This window comes from Pauljensenia sp. C0254C2, assembly GCF_056583835.1.
Genome location: NZ_JBWPJO010000021.1, coordinates 1 through 18,864, shown reverse-complemented (window position 1 = coordinate 18,864; position 18,864 = coordinate 1). Strand labels below are relative to the sequence as shown.

Annotated in this window: 15 protein-coding genes and 1 tRNA gene; 11 read left to right on the top strand and 5 right to left on the bottom strand. The window is 61.8% G+C overall.

All coding sequences use genetic code 11. The features are described 5' to 3' along the window. Together AC1DA5_RS10290 and AC1DA5_RS10285 are read left to right on the top strand one after the other, a co-directional pair. On the top strand, positions 1-2,388 hold a 2,388-nt coding region (locus tag AC1DA5_RS10290; RefSeq protein WP_480290153.1), incomplete at its 5' end, for a S9 family peptidase. Then, the gene (locus AC1DA5_RS10285) at positions 2,381-3,298 is read left to right on the top strand and encodes a ribonuclease H family protein (RefSeq protein WP_480290151.1); all 918 of its coding nucleotides are present in this window, start codon (positions 2,381-2,383) and stop codon (positions 3,296-3,298) included. The genes AC1DA5_RS10290 and AC1DA5_RS10285, both read left to right, overlap by 8 nt. Before the next feature lie 35 nt (positions 3,299-3,333). On the opposite strand, the gene AC1DA5_RS10280 is transcribed toward AC1DA5_RS10285, so the two are convergent. Further along, complete coding sequence (locus AC1DA5_RS10280) at positions 3,334-4,056, bottom strand: response regulator transcription factor (protein ID WP_480290155.1); 723 nt, start codon at positions 4,054-4,056, stop codon at positions 3,334-3,336. Beyond that, positions 4,056-5,006: a sensor histidine kinase gene (locus tag AC1DA5_RS10275; protein ID WP_480290154.1), complete on the bottom strand. Its 951-nt coding sequence runs from the start codon at positions 5,004-5,006 to the stop codon at positions 4,056-4,058. Before AC1DA5_RS10275 ends, AC1DA5_RS10280 begins: the two co-directional genes overlap by 1 nt. A 151-nt stretch (positions 5,007-5,157) precedes the next feature. Between AC1DA5_RS10275 and AC1DA5_RS10270 the strand changes: the two genes are divergently transcribed. The 4 genes from AC1DA5_RS10270 to AC1DA5_RS10255 are packed head-to-tail and all read left to right on the top strand — an operon-like array spanning position 5,158 to position 10,602. Continuing rightward, positions 5,158-5,901, top strand: coding sequence for an ABC transporter ATP-binding protein (locus AC1DA5_RS10270; RefSeq protein ID WP_257525614.1), 744 nt, complete (start codon positions 5,158-5,160; stop codon positions 5,899-5,901). Further along, on the top strand, positions 5,898-7,295 hold the full coding sequence (locus AC1DA5_RS10265; RefSeq protein WP_058237666.1) for an FtsX-like permease family protein: 1,398 nt from the start codon (positions 5,898-5,900) through the stop codon (positions 7,293-7,295). Before AC1DA5_RS10270 ends, AC1DA5_RS10265 begins: the two co-directional genes overlap by 4 nt. Before the next feature lie 30 nt (positions 7,296-7,325). After that, on the top strand, positions 7,326-8,678 hold the full coding sequence (locus tag AC1DA5_RS10260) for an alpha/beta fold hydrolase (protein WP_480290149.1): 1,353 nt from the start codon (positions 7,326-7,328) through the stop codon (positions 8,676-8,678). After that, a complete protein-coding gene (locus AC1DA5_RS10255) occupies positions 8,647-10,602 on the top strand; it encodes an acyltransferase family protein (protein ID WP_480290148.1) in 1,956 nt (651 codons plus the stop codon). The genes AC1DA5_RS10260 and AC1DA5_RS10255 overlap by 32 nt, the downstream gene beginning before the upstream one ends. Before the next feature lie 16 nt (positions 10,603-10,618). Here the strand turns inward: AC1DA5_RS10255 and AC1DA5_RS10250 are convergent, their stop codons facing one another. The 3 genes from AC1DA5_RS10250 to AC1DA5_RS10240 form a co-directional block, all read right to left on the bottom strand. Next, on the bottom strand, positions 10,619-11,704 hold the full coding sequence (locus tag AC1DA5_RS10250; RefSeq protein ID WP_141757425.1) for an AEC family transporter: 1,086 nt from the start codon (positions 11,702-11,704) through the stop codon (positions 10,619-10,621). A gap of 121 nt (positions 11,705-11,825) precedes the next feature. Then, a complete protein-coding gene (locus tag AC1DA5_RS10245) occupies positions 11,826-12,422 on the bottom strand; it encodes a DUF1349 domain-containing protein (RefSeq protein WP_070728005.1) in 597 nt (198 codons plus the stop codon). A gap of 554 nt (positions 12,423-12,976) precedes the next feature. Continuing rightward, entirely contained in the window at positions 12,977-13,579 is a 603-nt protein-coding gene (locus AC1DA5_RS10240; RefSeq protein WP_480290147.1) for a hypothetical protein, read from the bottom strand. 201 nt (positions 13,580-13,780) lie between these two features. Here AC1DA5_RS10240 and nrdF point away from each other — a divergent pair, with 201 nt between their 5' ends. The 5 genes from nrdF to AC1DA5_RS10215 all read left to right on the top strand — a co-directional run bounded on the left by nrdF (position 13,781) and on the right by AC1DA5_RS10215 (position 18,557). Next, on the top strand, positions 13,781-14,749 hold the full coding sequence (gene nrdF, locus AC1DA5_RS10235; RefSeq protein ID WP_058237952.1) for a class 1b ribonucleoside-diphosphate reductase subunit beta: 969 nt from the start codon (positions 13,781-13,783) through the stop codon (positions 14,747-14,749). Between the two features lie 194 nt (positions 14,750-14,943). Then, entirely contained in the window at positions 14,944-15,237 is a 294-nt protein-coding gene (locus tag AC1DA5_RS10230) for a heavy metal-binding domain-containing protein (RefSeq protein WP_070728262.1), read from the top strand. 49 nt (positions 15,238-15,286) lie between these two features. Further along, the gene (locus AC1DA5_RS10225; RefSeq protein ID WP_480290146.1) at positions 15,287-17,566 is read left to right on the top strand and encodes an ABC transporter ATP-binding protein; all 2,280 of its coding nucleotides are present in this window, start codon (positions 15,287-15,289) and stop codon (positions 17,564-17,566) included. Then, positions 17,563-18,393, top strand: coding sequence for an energy-coupling factor transporter transmembrane component T family protein (locus AC1DA5_RS10220; RefSeq protein ID WP_480290145.1), 831 nt, complete (start codon positions 17,563-17,565; stop codon positions 18,391-18,393). Before AC1DA5_RS10225 ends, AC1DA5_RS10220 begins: the two co-directional genes overlap by 4 nt. Positions 18,394-18,472: 79 nt before the next feature. Further along, positions 18,473-18,557, top strand: a tRNA-Leu gene (locus tag AC1DA5_RS10215). The last annotated feature ends 307 nt before the right edge of the window (positions 18,558-18,864 follow it).

Below are 18,864 nucleotides of genomic sequence, written 5' to 3'. Positions count from 1 at the left end.
CCATCTGACAACAAACAGCACCACGACGCAGGCATCCAGCCGCCGCGAGCGCAGTCCCGGCCATTGGATCCGCCGCGAGCACAGTCCCGGCCATTGGATCCGCCGCGTTCCTTCCACGGTGATTCCTTCGCAGATCCCTTCCAGTGGTTGCGTTGCGCGGACGACCCTGCAGTCATCGACCTGGTGGAAAAGGAAAACGCGTGGGCCGATCACGTCACGGCTCCGCTGCGCGCGCTGAGCGACACGCTGGTCAGCGAGTTCAAGGCGCACACCGTTGAAACCGATGTCACCGTACCGATCCGCATCGGCCAGTACTGGTATTTCGATCGCACCGAAGAAGGCTCACAGTATGTGTCTCATCAGCGCGTGCCGGTCACCCTCGTCAATGACGAATCGCCAGCGCACGTCGACGCCGCCCCACTTTCTCCGCCCACGATCCACGCCGACCGTCCCGCTCCGGGTGAGGAAACCGTCATTGATGAGAACGCTCAGGCTGCGGGCGAAGAGTTCTTTTCTGTGGGCGAGTGGGCGCCCAGCCCGGACGGTACGCGCGTGGCGTGGCTCAAGGACACGAGTGGAGATGAGCGCTACACGCTGGTGGTCACGGATATTGCCTCCGGGCGCACGGTCGATGAGCAGGTCACGAACGTTGGGTACGGCGTGGCATGGTCAGCTGATTCAGCGTCGGTGCTGTACACGCGGGTCGACGATGCCTGGCGCGCATGCCAGGTGTGGCTGCACGTCGTAGGTGAGGATCCAGCGCACGACCGCCGCCTCCTTGACGAGCCGGATGAGCGTTTCGAAGTCTACTTTGAGCAGGCACGTGACCCGAACTGGGTGGTGATCACGTCGGCTTCGACGTCCACCAGCGAGGTATGGCTGTGGCCGACCCTCCAGCCGCACCACATGCCGGTCAGCGTCACAGGCCGCAGACCGGGCGTCCTGGTCAGCGCAGAACCGGCCGGCGATCACCTCCTGTTGATCCACACCGCCGACAGTCGCGAAGGCAGCCTCGCCATCGCACCGCTTCCGCAGGTCAGGGACGAGGGAGGCGCTGCCGAATCGGTGGATTATTCGACGTGGCACACGCTGATCGAGGGTGACAGCCAAGGACCGCGCCTGCTGGATGTGGAGGCGTATGAGTCGATGTGCGTGATCTCGATGCGTCGCGATGGCCAGACCTGGCTGGAGTACATGACGCGCACCGCTCCCACCACGCCCGAAGCTGCCGCTACGAGTGCGCGCCAGCATCGTCCCGACTACGCGCAAATCTGGTCCGAGCCCCGCGCGGTTCTGCCCGGCGCTCACGATAACGGTGCGGTCCTCACGATGAACACTGTGGGTCAACTGGACTGGCACGACCGGCTGATCCTGGTTGAATGCCAGTCGATCACGCAGCCGCCTCGCACGGTCTCCGTGGATCCTCGTGACGGATCCGCACACGTCCTGCGTGAAAAAGCAGTGCCCGGGTGGGATGCCGAGCAGCGCGCCGACTATGTGGAAGAACGCCTGTGGGTCACGGCCCGTGATGGCCACACCCGTATCCCGGTCACACTGGTGCACCGCCGCGACGCTGCGTGCGATGGACGTGCAGCAGGCTGGCTGTACGGCTACGGCTCGTATGAGATTTCCAACGACCCGGAGTTTTCCGTGCTGCGCCTGCCGGCCATTCAGCGAGGCGTCGTGTTCGCCCTTGCACACATTCGTGGCGGCGGTGAGATGGGGCGCTGGTGGTACGAGGATGGCCGGCGCGAGGTGAAAACCCATACGTTCACCGATTTCATCGACGTGGGGCGCTTCCTTGTCGACGCCGGGTGGGTAGCGCCACACCGCCTGATCGCGGAGGGACGTTCGGCTGGCGGCCTGCTCATGGGTGCGGTGACGAATATGGCACCTGACCTGTTCCGGGTGATCTTGGCCGGTGTGCCGTTCGTTGACGCACTGACCTCGATCCTTGATCCCTCGTTGCCGCTGACGGTCGGTGAATGGGAAGAGTGGGGCAATCCGATTGAAGATCGCGAAATCTACGCCGTTATGAAGTCGTATTCGCCGTATGAAAATGTTGCCGACGGCGTGGAGTACCCCGCGATTATGGCCTCCACCAGCATTAACGACACGCGCGTGCTCTTCGGTGAGCCGCTGAAGTGGGTGCAGCGCCTGCGCCAGGCCACTGCGGGCAATCCGACAGCGGCGGGCCGTGCATCTGAGCTGGGCAGTGCAGCCGTCACAACCACATTTGCCGGTCAGAGCGACCCGACTGAGCGCCCGATCATCATGCGCACCCAGATGGTTGCCGGACACCGCGGCCCGTCCGGACGCTACGGGCATTGGGCCTCCCGCGCCGAAGAGTTCGCTTTCGCCCTCAGTCAGGTGGGAATCGATGAGTGAATCGTCAGATCCGATCCGCGCTGCCGTCGACGGCTCATCGCTTGGAAATCCAGGACCTGCCGGATGGGCGTGGGTCGTGGACCGTGACCACTGGGATGCCGGTGGCTGGCCGTCAGGAACGAACAACCTGGGCGAGCTGACCGCCGTGTTGGAGCTCCTGCGCGCAACCGACACGGATGAGCTGCGCGGCAGACGCCTGGAAATCCTGGCTGATTCACAGTACGCCATTAACGTCATCACCAAGTGGGCACCGTCGTGGAAGAAGAAGGGGTGGCAGAAAGCCGACAAGAAGCCGATCGCGAACCTCGAGGTCATTCAGGAGATTGACCGGCTCATCGCCTCACGCGATGCACACTTCGCGTGGGTGCGCGGCCACGCCGGACATGACCTCAACGAGCTGGCTGACACTCACGCGCGCGGCGCGGCAGAAGCGTACCGCGATGGTCGAGCCCCCGAGCCGGGCCCGGGTTTCGCATCCGTATCCGGCTCAGGTTTTGAGTCCTCACCAGGTTCTGGTTGTGCATCCCCGATTGACGAGGGTGACCCGCCCACCGTTGACTGCGCAGCGACGATACGGCGTCGGCAAAAGAGTCTGATCCGCGCGTGGGCCAGCCTCAACGTCAAGGAGCTTGGCACGTATGAGGCGGAAGGTGCCCGCATTATTGACCATGAGGGACACGATCGCTTAGAGCTGCGTGATGTCCCGATCCGTCCGGGCGAGTCGTGCCGGGTCAGTCGCATCGAGATCTGCGAAGGCGGCGCGAACATGTGGATCGCTACCTTTACGATTTCAGGCAGCGATGCGACGTGGCCAGGCACAATCCGCATCACTCACGTGTGGGCAGGGTCCAGTGCTGACACGGCGCGCGTCATCTGGCAGCAGTTCACGCCCGTGGTCGACGCCGGCTAAGCCAGGCCGGCACGAGCGCGACGGTGCGCCGGCAATCAGCGCTGCGCGTGCTGCTCAGTCAGGTAGGCCAGCACCGCGCGCACCCGACGGTTCTCCTCACCCGGCTCCATGCCGAGTTTGAGGAAGATGTTCGCCACGTGTTTCGACACGGTTGCCGCCGATACGACCAGTTCATCGGCCAGTTCCGCATTCGACAATCCGCGCGCCATGAGCGCGAGAATCTCAATTTCGCGCTCAGTCAGCGTGGACAGCTTCGACGGCTCGTGCCGCATCAGCTCCGCCGCCACCTCCGGGTCGATCACCACGCCGCCAGCAGCGACAATGTCGAGCGATCGGATGAAGTCAGCCACCCTCGCGACACGGTCTTTGAGCAGGTAGCCAAGCCCTCCGGGGGCGTCCTCATCCGCATTGCCGGCCGAAGGTGACCCCGCAAACCTGACATCCGAAGCCGGATGGTGGGCGGACTGCGGGTTGAACAGTTCGCGCGCGTAGGCCGGTGCCACATACTGTGACAGCACCACTATTCCCAAACCAGGGTGCTGTCTGCGGATCTCAACAGCTGCGCGCAGGCCGTCATCACTCATTCCCGGCGGCATGCGCACATCGGTGATCACCAGGTCCGCGTCGACCTGTCCAACTGCGTCAATCAGCTCCGGCGCTGTGGCGACGTGAACGATGACCTCATGGCCGCGTCGCTCCAGCAGGCCGATAATGCCTTCACGGAAAAGCGTGGAGTCATCTGCCACGATGAGTTTCATCATGCCTCCTTATTGGTGAGGGGTGAGCCGGCTCGTGATGTGACGCTGAATTCGCCGCGCATCAACATGAGCGGAATTCGCCCCGAAATAATGGTCGGGCCACCCTCGGGACTGGACACATCCAGGGAACCGCCGAAGGAGGCCAGTCGTTCACGCATGCCAGCCAGTCCGCCGTCGGCGCGCGCGCTTGCTCCTCCAGGACCGTCATCTGTCACTGTGATCTGCAGATTCTCATCGGCGATGACCAGCACGATGACATGCGCGTGAGGCGCATACTTCGCGGCGTTCGTCAGGCATTCAGCCACCATGAAGTATCCGGCGGCAATCACGCCCTGAGGAATGTCGGGAAGCGGGATGGGTACCTTGACGTCGGCGTCCAGCGGACTGGCGTCCGCCAGGTCTCGCACCGCTGCCTCAAGCCCCAGATCTGACAGCACTTTAGGGTGGATGCCGGCAACTGTGCGACGCAAGGCGGACAGAGCTTTTTCCGTGCGCTGGGCTGCTGATTCGAGGCGTTCGCTGACGCTGCGCATACTCGCGGGATCCACGCTGTCGACCGCTGACAGGTCATCGAGCATCAAAGCCGCTTCCCCGATATCCATTGATGCTGCAACGATGAACTGCTGCGCTCCGTCATGCAGGTCGCGTTCAATGCGGCGGCGCTCAATTTCGGAGGCATTGGCGATGTCTCGCTGCGCGTGCACCACCTCGTCAAAAGCGTCGGGCGCTGCAGGAGCAGTCGAGCGGCGCCACCACGCCCCACCGTCGTGGTCCCTGACCATTGTCCACACGTTGAACAGGCAGGTCGCACATACGGCGAGTGCGCACACGACCGCCACACCCAGACCAATCCCGGGATTGCTGAGAAACATCATGGCAAACAGGCATGCAGTCAGAGCGCTGAGACATGCGCCTGCTCCACATAGGAACGCTTTCCATTCATCTCGCATCTGCACACGATCATCCTATAAGCGCCACACACAGCCCGGAGGGTGACGGCGCGCTCCAGCACTGGTCGGTTCAGGCAGTAGACCTGGCTCTACCATGAAATATCGCCCCTGCTCACTGTTGAATCAGCACGCAAAAGGATGTACTGGTGACATGGCACAAAGAATGAATTCCGCGTCCGCAACACCTCAGGTGCTCAGCGGCCACGCGTTGACGAAGAATTTCGGTACCGTACCGGCTCTACGAGGCGTTGACATCGAATTCCCGCCCGGGCAGTCAGTGGCGATCATGGGTCCGTCAGGGTCCGGCAAGTCCACACTGCTGCACTGCCTGGCTGGGATTCTGCCACCCACATCGGGAGCCGCGTTCCTGGGGCAGGACAACATTTCAGCACTGTCCGACGCGCGCCGCTCCAAACTGCGCCTAGCCCGATTCGGCTTCGTGTTCCAGGATGGCCAGCTCATCCCTGAACTTCCAGCACGTGAAAACGTGGCCGTGCCGCTGATGCTGACGGGGCAAAGCCGCAAAGCGTCCCTCGCTCAGGCCGATATCTGGCTGGAGCGGCTCGGCCTGGGTACCGAGAAGTCGCGCCGTCCCGGTGAAATGTCAGGCGGGCAGATGCAGCGCGTCGCCATCGCACGCGCCTTGGCAGGCTCTCCCAGCGTGGTTTTTGCCGACGAGCCGACCGGCGCGCTCGACCAGTCCACCGGCCACGAGGTGATGCAGATTCTGACCACAACAACGCAGATGAGTGGCGCAACGCTCATCATCGTCACGCACGATTCACACGTTGCCGACTGGTGTCAACGACTCGTTGAAATCCGTGACGGCGTTGTGCACGCAGATTCGGGTGTGCGCGAGGTTCCTGCTCAGGCCCCCGGTGGTGGTCTGCGATGAAGACCCTGCACTTGGCTCCGATGCTCACCGTCGGCAGGCTGCGCTCCCGTGCCGGAGACGCGTGGCTGGACGTCCTGGCCGTCGCATCATTTGCACTGTCCACCGCGATGACGCTGACTGTGGCAGGCGGCGTGTGGATGTTCTACACATGGGCAAATGATCCTTCCGAGCGCCTCCTGAAAACGTTCGCACGCCTCGACTTGCATCCATCGGCAACAGAAGCGTATCTCGTGTTCGCCCTGTTCGCAGTCGTCTTACTTGCCTTCCCCGTGTTCTCTCTCGGGTCCTCAGCGGCACGCCTGGGAGCACAGGGCAGATCCGAACGCCTCGCCTCACTGCGTCTGGTTGGAGCAACAAGTGGGCAGGTCATCCTGATCGCACTGGTGGAAACGGTTATCCAGTGGGTAATCGGCGCAGCCATTGGCGTCATACTGTACGTGGTGACACTGCCGTTGTGGTCGCACGCTCATTTCCTCACTGTCGCCATCGACCCTGCCGAGATGCTCGTGCCTGCATGGATGCTGGCGATTGTGCTGGCCGTCCTGCTCACTATCGCAGTCATCTCAACACTGGTCGGCCTGCAGAAAGTGCGGATCTCACCGCTGGGAGTCGCCAAGCGGCATACACCGAAGGCACTGCGGATGTGGCGCCTGTTCGTCCTGGCAGGAGCAATCGTTCTGTTCTGCACCTTCGCTATCTTCCCGACCGCCGACTTCAATAATCAGGGAATGCTCGTTGTTATTGCGCTGCTATCTGTCACCATCATCGCGATCGCAATCGCAGCTCCGTTCATCATTCAGCTGCTGGCTGCACCATTCACGCTGAGTCACTTCCCCTCGGTGGTCCTGGCGGCCCGCCGCATCATGGATGACCCGCGCGCTGTGTGGCGCGCAGTCGGAGCGCTGTCCATTCTGTGCTTCATCGGCGGGTTCACCTCCGTCATGGACTTCGCTACGGTGTCCACCACAAAGCAGGAAATACCACCAGAGGTAATCCTCTTCACGCACGACGTCCCGCTGGGCGTGACGATCACGCTGGGAATCGGCTTCGCCGTGTCAGCCCTGTCCACCCTGATGAACCAGGCGTCAGGGGTCTTCGATCGACTCACACAAACTCAGGCCCTGGACCGCATGGGATTCCCTCGTCACCTGTTCACCCTTGTTCGACTGTTCCAGAGTTTCGCACCCCTGGTTGTGACATCCATCCTGTTCGCCGCTTTGGGTCGTGGCCTGTCGCTGGCGTCAACCGGAGGACGGAGCGCCGCCACGGACGACACGCTGGTCCGCCTGCTCATGATTGGCGGCATCGGACTGGGAATGAGTCTGGTGGCGTTGCTGATCTGCACACCGCTGGAGCGTCACGTCCTGGCTGCCCTGGGGCGCGCCAACGACTGAGGCTCGCCACCCGTGGCTACACTGTGGTGCATGCGCATCGGAAGCTACATTCACCATTCAAGCACCATTCACGACCACACATTCACCGTCCCACTGGATCACAATGCGCCCGATGCGCATGACCACGGGACGGTGGATATTTATGCTCGCGAGATTATCCCCCCCGGTGGAGACAACCTGCCATACCTAGTGTTCATGCAGGGTGGTCCCGGAGGCGAAGGCCCCCGTCCAGGCGATTTTCGCGACGGATTCATCGGCCGCATGCTCAAGGACTACCGCGTCGTTCTGCTGGACCAGCGCGGGACGGGAAGATCCCACCGGCTCGACAAGCTCACGCTGAGTTCCCTCGGCAATCAATCCGTCACTGACGAGGGTGACCACGCTCCCACTGCTCAGGAAATTGCTGACTACCTGATGCTGTTCCGACAGGATCAGATTGTGCGCGATGCGGAAGTTGTGCGCCGTGAGCTGGCTGGCGATGAGCCGTGGACGACGCTCGGTCAGAGTTTTGGCGGCTTCATCAACACGTGCTACCTGTCGATTGCACCCGAAGGGCTGCGCGCCGTCTTCAACACCGGCGGTCTGCCCGGTTTGACGGACATTGATTCGATTTACCGGCTGACCTACGAGCGTACCGCAGCACGCAACCGCGCGTACTATGAGCGTTACCCTGACGATGAGCCGATGATTCGCCGCATCGCCGCGCATGTGCGTGACCACGAGGAATGCCTGCCAACCGGTGAGCGCCTCTCCACGGAACGTTTCCGCATGATCGGCATATGTCTGGGTGGGCAACTGCGTTTCGACGCACTGCACTACATGCTGGAAGCCCCCTTCGTCACGGTTAACGGGGTCTCACGCCTGTCGCGTCACTTCCTACAACAAGTGGCAGACGAGGTCGCTCAGACCACTCCCATGTATGCGGTGCTGCAGGAAACGATTTACGCTGCGACCACCCCTGCCCTGGCGGGCACTGCAACCCGCTGGTCAGCGGATCGGCTTTCGCGTGAGATCGCGGGGTTTGATCCAGATGCTGACCCGTTGGATACGTCCGAGCCGTACTACCTGACCGGCGAGCACATGATGCGCTCGATTTTCGATGAGGATCCGGAGCTGACCGGACTGGGCGAGGCTGCCGACATCCTGGCCAACCGCACCGACTGGCCAGCGGTGTACGACCCGGAGGTGCTGGCTGAGAACTCGGTACCTGTCGCGTCGGCCGTCTACTTCGATGACATGTTTGTGCCGCGTGAGTTGTCACTGGACACCGCGAGCGCGATCCGTGGATCGCGCGTGTGGGTGACAAACGAGTACCAGCATGACGGTTTGCGTGTCTCAGGAGGCGCCGTGCTTGACCATCTCTTTGCCCTACAGCGCGACTGACGTGGCAGATTCACAGCACACAGCATCCACCCGGCGGCGCGTTCCCGGCCTTGACGGGCTGCGCGCGCTGGCAGTCGCAGTGGTGCTGATCTACCACCTGATGCGCTCGTGGATGCCGGGCGGCATGGTAGGCGTGGATGTGTTCCTGGTGATTTCGGGATTCCTCATCACGTCCCTGCTGATCCATGAGTTCCGCACGGCCGGTCGCATTGATCTCAAGGGCTTTTGGGTGCGGCGGGTGCGCCGCTTGGTTCCTGCCGTCGCAGTCATGGTGGTGGTGGCCACCGCTGCAGCCGCCATAGTCGGCGGGGATGCGCTGCTGGCTATCCGACGCCAATTTGTCGGCGCGTTGACGTATACCTATAACTGGGTGGAGATTGCTGCCGGATCCAGCTACTTCGACCGCAATCAGCCGCTGCTGCTCACCCACATGTGGTCCCTGGCCATCGAGCAGCAGTTCTACCTGATCTGGCCGCTCATCGTGATCGCCCTTCTGTGGCTGGCGCGCCGCGTTTTCACCCATTCAGAGCGCTGGATCTGGATCGTCGCTGCATGTCTGATGGCGGCATCAGCTCTGTGGGCACTGGCATTGGCAGCGGGAGGTGCTGACCCCTCGCGCATCTACATGGGAACCGATTCGCGTGCCTTCGGCCTGATGGCAGGCAGCGCGCTGGCGTTGGCCTGCGGCGATCCGCTCAGCATCGATGAACCCGCCCCGATCAGTGCGCGCACTGCGACGGCTCGCGCCTCGCTGGGCTACGTGGGCGCCGTCATCATCGTGGTGGTCGCCATCATGTTGCCCATGAACAACGCTCCGCTCGCCCTGGAAATCGTTCTGATCCTTGCAACGCTCGGCGCGGTCGGAGTGATCCAGGCGATGATGCCGGCAGTACTGAGCGGTTCCGTATCGGGACGTTTCCTGTGCCGCATCCTTGATGCACCCTTCATGCGCTGGATTGGTGAACGCTCCTATGGCATCTACCTGTGGCACTGGCCGCTGTGGGTTCTGGGCTACTACCTCGTCGATGGCGACATGCCGCGCCCGATGGCGCTCGCTCTGGCAGCGCTCAGCGTCGTGATCGCAGAGGCCTCGTACCGGTGGATCGAAACGCCGCTGCGCAAGGGCGGCATCGTTGCCACAGTGCGCTTGTGGATCACGAGCCTGCAGGAGCGTGGCCGCATCATCGTGTTCATAGTCTCGATGCTGATCATCGGGGTGCTCGTGACTGCAGTGGCGCGCCAGCCTGCCATGTCCAGCGCCGAGCGGGCCATTCGCTCCGGCCAGGCCGCCATTTCCGGCTCGCAGTCCGCTGCCGACGATACCGCCCCCGCGTCCGGCCAGAAGGCCGAGGGCGACCCGTCTGCTGCCCAGTCCGCTGCCGCAGGTGCCGTATCCGGAGCGGGACACGACCATTCAGATCAGCCCGCCACACCGATTCCCGGCAATCAGATCACGGTGATCGGGGATTCGGTGACGCTGGCGGCTGCGCCTGCTTTAACTGAGGAGCGTCCGGGTATTGCGATCAATGCCGAAGTGTCGCGTTCGATCTATCAGGTTTCATCCGTCCTCACGCAGGTTGATGCTGAATATGGTGCCCGCCGCTACGTCGTTGTCGCTCTGGCCACTAACGGTGATGTTCCACCCGAGCAGCTCGATGAGGTGCTCAAGCAGCTCGGGCCGGATCGTCGCCTCGTGCTGGTCACTGGGTTTGGCCCGGACGATGACACGTGGATTCGTCCCGCCGCTGACACGATCCGCTCGTGGGCGGCAGCGCATAAGGACCGGGTTCGCGTGGCCGACTGGGCCGCCGCGATTGCAGAGCACACCGACCTTCTGGCCTCCGACAACGTTCACCCCGACGAAGAGGGCGCAAAGGTGTGGACGCGGACTGTGCTGGACGCCCTCGACACTGTGCCGAGGTAAGGGCAGGAAGCGCCTACTACAGGGCGCTCACCAGCAAGAACACCAGCGGGAATGTCACGGGAAAGACGGTCAGCGTCATAACGATCGTGGAGGTTGCTCCCTGAGGGTCACCATCCAGGCCGAGCGCAAGGTTGAGCACCGCTGACGCCGAGGGAATGCTCGCCAGGACGATCGCCGTCAGCGCCCACACCGAATGAATATCAATGCCACACGCTGCGATCACGCCCACCACCAGCAGCGGCAACACCACCGTCTTCGTCAGGGCCGCAGCGAGGACCACTGACAATGGGACAAAACGCTGACGCAGGGCCCGCAGGGCCTCAGGGACAGCCAGACCAATCGCGAACAAGGCACAGGGCACCGTGGCTCCGGCAATCAGTGACGTCGTGTGCGTGATTGCCTCCGGGAGGCGGATATGCAGGGCATTGACGCCAAGTGCCAGGGCAAAGGCAATTGTGGGAGGCATGGTGACGGCCTGGATGAGGACTTGGAGCGCTCGCGGCCAGTGGCGGGGGCGGGCAGTATGCGTGGCGTGATCACGGTCGACGTGTTCCTCGTGCGCGGACTGTCCCAGCAGGAGCTGACGCATGATGGGATAGCCCGACAGGAAAACAACGTTGTGGAGCAGTTGAATGACGCCGCCCGCAAGGCCGGCCTGTGGTCCGATCAGGGCCAGTGCGATAGGCACACCCATGTATCCGACGTTGCCGAAGGTCGCGCCCAAAACAATGGGGGACGGGTTGAACGCTCCGCTTGTGCGGGCACGGTCACGGGCGGAGAGATCAGCGTCCGTTTCCTGTCCTTCACGACGTTCCTGACACAGCCGACGCCGCTTAGAGACTGCTCGGAGAGCGAAGCCGAGCAGGAAGTAGAGGAGCACTGCGATGACGGGGCCTGAGAGTGCTTCCACGACCGGGGTAGCTGACGTGTCCAGTGGCGCATTGAGCACGACGGTGAACATGTAGCACGGCAGGGTGACATAGAAGACGAAGTCGTTGATCGGGTTCAGGGCACCGACAAAGTGACGGTTGCGTGCGAAAAGTGTTCCCAGCACTCCCACCGTGATCATGGGTGTGATCGTTGTCAGTACTGTCCCTAGCACCGTTTCCTCATCGTGACATCCAGCGTGCAGCCGGCGTTTTCACGGACCCATGCGGCCCGTGCTCTTTAACAATAGGAGTCAGTCCGAGGATGCGCACAATTGGTCCACCGCACCACCCTCGTCAGTGCAAACTGGCGTCTGCAGGGCCGAGCGTCCATGACGAGAAGGCGATGGACAGTCCGCCCCTGGACGGCGAGCACACGAACGGACCTGCCTCCACCACCGAGCCATCGTCAGGCAGACACGGCAGTACTCGCACCAACCTGAGGCCCTCGCCCACCACGCCGGCACGCAGGATGATCGAATCGTCGTGGCGGCTCACGCGGATCACCACATCTTTGTTGAGCCATTCGTGGACCGGCGACACTGACCAGTCGGACACGCCGCGCGTGACGACCGCGCCGAGCTGCAGCACTCCGTCGGAAAACTCAAGGCCCGCTTTGACCCAGTTTTTTGCACCGGCGCGCACGAAAATGCCAGCCTGGTCGAATTGCTCGGAGAACGCCGCATTGAGCGTCACCTCCATTGCTGTACCGTGGAGAAGTTCCCTGACCAGGGCATTCGCAGTGTTCACACTGAAGCCGTAGTAGGTACGCTCCCACGCATCGGATTTCTCGGTGGCGGTTACCACCAGTTTTCCCGCATCGTCAATGTGGTGATCGGCAGGGTCGTGAAGCCAACGGCCCTCGCTCCAGGCAACGGTCGTGTGAGTGGTCATCTCGCGCTCCTTACGCTCCAGGCAGACTCATCCGGTCATAGAGATACGTGGGGCAGGGCGTCCCAGTCATCAGCATCGACGAGGGCGACGCTGTCCCCTGCTGGTTCCACTGTCTCATATCGGGTCCTCCTGAGGTGAGTAAGTGGAGCACTGCGTGGAAGGAGCGTTCGTCCGGCCTGGCTGCAAATGCACATGCCGCCACGTAGGATTGACAGCACTGGATATATGGGAGGCTTCTGATGACTTGCGATTGCCACGATCACGACTGCTCAACCAGCACGGATGTTGGCGGGAGCTCTGCGTTTGGCCGCATTGAGCAGGCGCTGAGTGATCCGCGCAAACTCGGTTATGTCGCGTTGATGTCAGGCGGCACGCTCGCGTGGTATGCCATGCCGGACTTCGTACGCTCACGACCTGTTCGCGGCGTGTTGAAGGCCGGGCTCCTGGGCGGAATTACAGCCGCATTGGCGTCAATGTTCAGCTGTGAGGATCACCGCGCGTTCGTCGGCAATTGTGACGAGGGGGGCGCGTGCGCCTGCTGCAACGGAGATGCTTCATGCGAGGGCAAGAGCTGCAATTGCGGTGAAAACGATGGATGTGGCTGCGGTAAAGGTCAGGACGGCTGCGCGTGTGGCAAAGGAAAGGGCAAATGTGGCTGCGGATCGGATGAAGGTGCCGCAGCCGCTGGTGAGCGTACCGTTCCGCTGATCGACAAGGATCAGGCTGGCCCACTCGACCCGAATCGGACGTTGGAGCCTGAACCACACAAGGAGTGCGACTGCCAGAGCGACGGATCGTGCGGCTGTACGGGCAATCGACACCACGACGGACAGCATTGCGATCACGACCAGTGCGGCTGCAGCACAGAACATCATCGCCACGGCGATCACCGCAGTGGCCACCACCAGGCATTGGACACCCTTCAAGAAACTCTGCAGGAAAATCCTGCACTTATTGGAGCCGCGGTCGGCATTACTGCTGTGACGACGGCTGCAACAGTGTGGATCGAGAAAACTATCTTTCGGCGCGGCGAGAATCGCAGAGCTGCGGGCAAGAGATGTGCGCACACGGATCTGGCCGCGCTGATGGCAGCCCTCGTTGCTGGAATGGAAACGGCGCACGTGTCCGGTTTGCTGAGCTCGAGACAGGACGCCCACTGCCCACATGATTGCGAGGACTGCGGGCGCTGACCACGACGACGACAGTGACAGGCAATGCGAATGCGGGTGCGAAGTGCACTAGGACACGGCCACATCACATCTGGCGGGCGTGTCTTTTCGACGCTCAGACCAGTAGGCTGGGCTAGTGGCGTGCATGTGCGACACCACCAGAATTGAGGAGGAACAACTGTGGATCCCATTCATGCATCAGAGAATGAGACGATCGAAGCCATTAACTGGAACAAGATCATCGATGAAAAAGACGAAGAGGTATGGGATCGTCTGACTCGTAACTTCTGGCTGCCTGAGAAAATCCCGTTGTCCAACGACATTCAGTCGTGGAAGACGCTCAACGAGGATGAACAGACCATGACGAACCGCGTGTTCACAGGCCTGACCCTGCTGGACACGCTGCAGGGCACCGTCGGTGCCGTCTCCCTGATTCCTGATGCGCGCACCCCCCACGAAGAAGCGGTCTACACAAACATCGCGTTCATGGAGTCAGTTCACGCCAAGTCATACTCGTCGATTTTCTCCACACTGCTGTCCACGCAGGAGATCAATGAGTCGTTCCGCTGGTCGCGTGAGAACGAACCGCTGCAGCGCAAGGCACACATCGTGAAGTCGTACTACGACGGTGACGACCCAGAAAAACGCAAAGTGGCGTCCACGATGCTGGAATCCTTCCTGTTCTACTCCGGCTTTTACGCCCCGATGTACTGGTCGGCGCACGCCAAGCTCACCAACACCGCCGACCTGATTCGCCTGATCATTCGTGACGAAGCCGTGCACGGCTACTACATCGGCTACAAGTATCAGCTGGCTGTCAACGAGGCCGATGAGAAGCGCCGTCAGGAACTGAAGGATTACACGTTCTCACTGTTGTTCGAGTTGTATGAAAACGAAGAGCTGTACACCGAGTCGCTGTATGACCCGTTGGGGTTGACCGAGGACGTCAAGAAGTTCCTGCGTTACAACGCGAACAAGGCTCTGATGAACCTGGGGTATGAGGCACTGTTCCCGCATGATGAAACCGATGTGAATCCGGCGATCCTGGCAGCACTGTCACCGAATGCCGACGAAAACCACGACTTCTTCTCCGGTTCCGGCTCTTCCTACGTCATCGGTGAGATCGTCGACACCGAGGACGAAGACTGGGATTTCTGACAACCCCTGACAGACCCAGACGCTGCCTGGCGGTAAACAAGACGGCGCACGCACTGTAAGTGCGCGCGCAGCGCGCACGTGGAATGATACAAGTGGATTCAGGCCGCCCGACTGGTCGGCTCGGGCGCAGCGGGCGCCCATGGCAGTCGCATTGCCAGCCTGCCGAATCGTTGCGTCAATAGATGGGAGACAACATGCTCGCAGTGACGACACCGTCCATCGAAGGTCAGCCGATCACGCGTTACATCGGCCTTGTATCAGGTGAAACTGTTTCATCTTTCCCCGCGAGCGGAATGCTGAAAGCGCTCAACGGCGGACGCAAGAGAGGCGAGGAAAACCTGCAGACCGCTTTTGAAAATGCTGTCAACCAAATGTGCGAGCGTGCCGAACTCCTCGGAGCTGACGCCGTGATCAGTGTTGAGATGCACTACACCTGCATGCAAGGCACTCTGATCTGCACAGCAACCGGCACAGCCGTCACCCTCTGATTTCAGACTGCCTCCTGTCGTCCTGCCGTTCCTGTCAGTGGATACACAATTGTCATCACACCGTTCTCACACGCGATCCACGGCAGGCACCGCACGCCCGACCGGCGCGCTCACACCGGTTGAACTTGCTTCATGCGGAGTGCTTGCCGGACTGGCAATCGTGGCATGTGTCGGCGCCACCATCCTGCCGTTCTTCAACAACTTCCTGCAGCTCATCGCTACAATCCCGATCGCCATGATTGCGGTCAGGCTCCGCCCTCGTGCATCACTGACCACCGTGCTGACCACCTGCCTGATCGGAGCCATCCTCGGCGGAGTCAACACCGCACTGACCGCAATCCAGGCGGCACTGGCAGGGTGGATCGTCGGAGCACTCCACCGCAAACACATCCGCACCCGATTCGCATTCCTGATCGGCATTATTGCCGGAGCCATCCTCGGAGCACTCACTGACCTGACGCTATGGCTGCTCACCGACCTGCGGGAACTCACGCTTGAATCTGTGCGAGTCTCGGTCAAAGGCTACGCGCGGCTGTTGTCCGGATGGAGTCTCACCCGCCCGATGTCCGACCTGCTCCTGACCTTCACCGACTGGATGGTGGCCTACTGGTGGGCGTGGCTGCCGGTATCCGTGCTTTTCGCATTCGCACTCACATTGACCGTTGCGCACTGGCTGATGGGTCACGTCCTCGCCCGTATTCCGCAGGGCAATGCATTAGATCCACTGCGCGTCGACGAGGATGCCGCCGCCCCGATCCAGCCGTTGCCCACCACGCTCACTGACGTCCACATGCACTATCCGGGCGCCACGCGCGACGCGCTTGACGGCGTGAGCCTCACCATCGACCGCGGCCAGTTCGTCGTCATCGCCGGGCCGAACGGATCTGGAAAGTCGACCCTGGCATCCATTCTTGCCGGTGCGCGCCACAGCGCCGGATCGGTGAAGCGGCCCGGCCGGATTGGACTGGGTCGACAAAGCGGGGTCGCACTGCTGGCTCAACGCACCGAATTGTCATTGCTGGGCGAAACGGTGGAAGAAGACATCCTGTGGGGTATGAGTTCCGACGAGCGCGCCGCGCTCCCCCTCGACATTCTTCTGGATCAGGTCGGTCTGCCTGGCCTGTCCGCGATGCCGGTACGTCACCTGTCGGGCGGCCAACTGCAACGACTCGCACTGGCAGGAGCCTTGGCACGCCAGCCTGCCCTGCTGATCTCGGACGAGTCAACCGCCATGATCGACCAGCAGGGGCGCACCGAACTGATCGCCATCCTCGCTGACCTGCCCCGCACCGGCACAACCGTCGTTCACATCACCCACGACCTCACTGAAGCGGCACGGGCCGACCGGCTGATCACACTCGACAACGGTCACGTCACTTTCGATGGTGCTCCCACCGAACCGACCAGTCCGCTCACCGACAGCACGACCACCGGCGCACCTGGCTCCCTGACCTGCCACCTCACCAGCGGCGCTGCCGATGTCGTGGCCGTCCCCACCGGGGATGCTACTGATTCCACAGCCTCTCCCACCCGCCCGCCAGCCAGCAGCGTGCACGACTCCCCCATTGACGAGGGTGACCCATCCGCGGTTCGCACCGCACCAGTCATGCCTGTGGTCTCCACCGACGATGAGGCTGACGACATCGTGTCCCACCTCAAACGGTGGGGGGATCACTTCGCCCCGGCGCTGACACTGCACGACGTGTCGCACGCCTACGACGTGAGGACCCCGTGGCACAAGCAGGTCCTCTTTGACATTAATCTGGACGTTGCGCCAGGTGAGAGTGTCCTGATCGCAGGTGAGAACGGGTCGGGCAAATCGACACTGGCACGCATCATGACAGGCCTGATGCCTCCCACCTGGGGAGATTGCCGCCTGGGCGACAAGCCCGCCAGCCAGCAAATCGGATCCATCGGCATGTCGATGCAATTCGCCCGACTTCAGCTCCAACGCCCGTCCGTGCGTCTGGACATTGCCGCGGCCGCCAACATCGACCCTGACGACACAGAGCGGGTCGACGACGTGGTCAGCCGCGCGATGGCGGAAGTGGGACTGGACTGTGAGTTGCAAAGGCGCGGTATTGATGAACTCTCCGGCGGACAGATGCGGCGCGTCGCGTTGGCTGGATTATTCGCAGCGGACCTGAATTTCATTGTGCTTGACGAGCCTCTGGCGGGCCTGGATGCCACATCGCGTGAACTGGTCATCAGCGCGCTGAAACGCCGGCAGGATCGCGGCATGGGAATTATTGTGATTTCGCACGATTTTGAAGGTTTGGATCAGGTGTGCTCCCGGCACCTTTCCCTCGTCGAAGGGAAACTGTCATGAGTACATTCGCACGCAATACACCACCCAACACAGGTGTTCACGGATCTGCCGCTTCGCGCAGGCACCCTCGCCCATCACCTACGTTGGCACTGCCCCGCCCGCTGCCGTGGGAATCTCCCCTGACGCGTATGTGGGTCGGCACGAAGATCATCTGCCTGGCAATTCTGACGACACTGCTGGTCCTGCTTCCCAAGTGGCCAACTGTCGCGGCGGTCGGCGTGTGTCTCCTGGTTGCGGCTGTTGTCGGACGCGTGCCCATTTCGGCACGGCCGCGCCTGCCGTCTTGGATGTGGGCCGGCTTCATTGGCGGCATGATCGGGGCCGCGATCGGCGGCGGTGCATTGATTTTCGTCCGCGCCTTCCTCGTCATGGTCGAAGTGGTCCTCGGATCACTGCTGCTCGTGTGGACCACACCCATTGAACGAATCGCCCCGGCACTTCGAACACTGCTCCACCCCCTCACGTGGTTTCGAGCTCCCGTCGACGAGTGGGTAATGGCGGCAAGTTTTGCGCTTCGAGGTCTGTCGACCGTGCGCGACCAGATGCAGGCAGTGTTCGACGCCGTGCGCCTGCGCTGGACAGATGATGGGCCGATGATGACATTTCGCGGTCAGCTCAAATTGATCGTGGATATGACAACCGCAACGTTATCCGCGTCCTCGAGACGTGCCGATGACACCGGCAGGGCAATGACAATGCGCGGTGGAATCCCGCCAGTTGAGCGCGATCGAGTTCGTTTTCGCTGGCCAGACATCATCGGGCTGGTCCTGGTTCTTGCCGCAACCGTCATCTCCGTCATCTTCCGCTCCGGTGTCCCGTGGCAGTGAATGTGACTGGTCTCAACACCTCTTGTGGTGGATTCGGTTTGACGAAGACACCCTCGGCCTCGTAATCTTCTATAGCAACGCGCGAGTGGCGGAATAGGCAGACGCGCACGGTTCAGGTCCGTGTTCCAGTTGATGGAGTGGGGGTTCAACTCCCCCCTCGCGCACCGTTGTGATGTGTCGGGACATCGTTGACAGTTTGTTGGCGGTGTCCCGATCTTTCTGTATATCGCCGCGTTTCAGTACACTGCCGGCGTTTCCACATCTTGCGGGCCTTTCTACATTTCACCGCCTTTTTGGGTGTGTCCTGACCGCAGATCCTTCGGGCGGGGATGCCACTGCTGTCCTGCCGCGCGCACCAACACGTGCACATACCCCTAGATTTAAACCCTCCACGTTCACATACCCCTAGTTCTAACCCCGCCTCGTGCACATACCCCTAGTTCTAACCCCGCCTCGTGCACATACCCCTAG

Coding starts and splice junctions, on each gene's coding strand:
- AC1DA5_RS10285 (WP_480290151.1), top strand. CDS start 2,381: ATGAGTGAATCGTCAGATCCGATCCGCGCTGCCGTCGACGGCTCATCG.
- AC1DA5_RS10280 (WP_480290155.1), bottom strand. CDS start 4,056: ATGAAACTCATCGTGGCAGATGACTCCACGCTTTTCCGTGAAGGCATT.
- AC1DA5_RS10275 (WP_480290154.1), bottom strand. CDS start 5,006: ATGCGAGATGAATGGAAAGCGTTCCTATGTGGAGCAGGCGCATGTCTC.
- AC1DA5_RS10270 (WP_257525614.1), top strand. CDS start 5,158: ATGGCACAAAGAATGAATTCCGCGTCCGCAACACCTCAGGTGCTCAGC.
- AC1DA5_RS10265 (WP_058237666.1), top strand. CDS start 5,898: ATGAAGACCCTGCACTTGGCTCCGATGCTCACCGTCGGCAGGCTGCGC.
- AC1DA5_RS10260 (WP_480290149.1), top strand. CDS start 7,326: ATGCGCATCGGAAGCTACATTCACCATTCAAGCACCATTCACGACCAC.
- AC1DA5_RS10245 (WP_070728005.1), bottom strand. CDS start 12,422: ATGACCACTCACACGACCGTTGCCTGGAGCGAGGGCCGTTGGCTTCAC.
- AC1DA5_RS10230 (WP_070728262.1), top strand. CDS start 14,944: ATGCTCGCAGTGACGACACCGTCCATCGAAGGTCAGCCGATCACGCGT.
- AC1DA5_RS10220 (WP_480290145.1), top strand. CDS start 17,563: ATGAGTACATTCGCACGCAATACACCACCCAACACAGGTGTTCACGGA.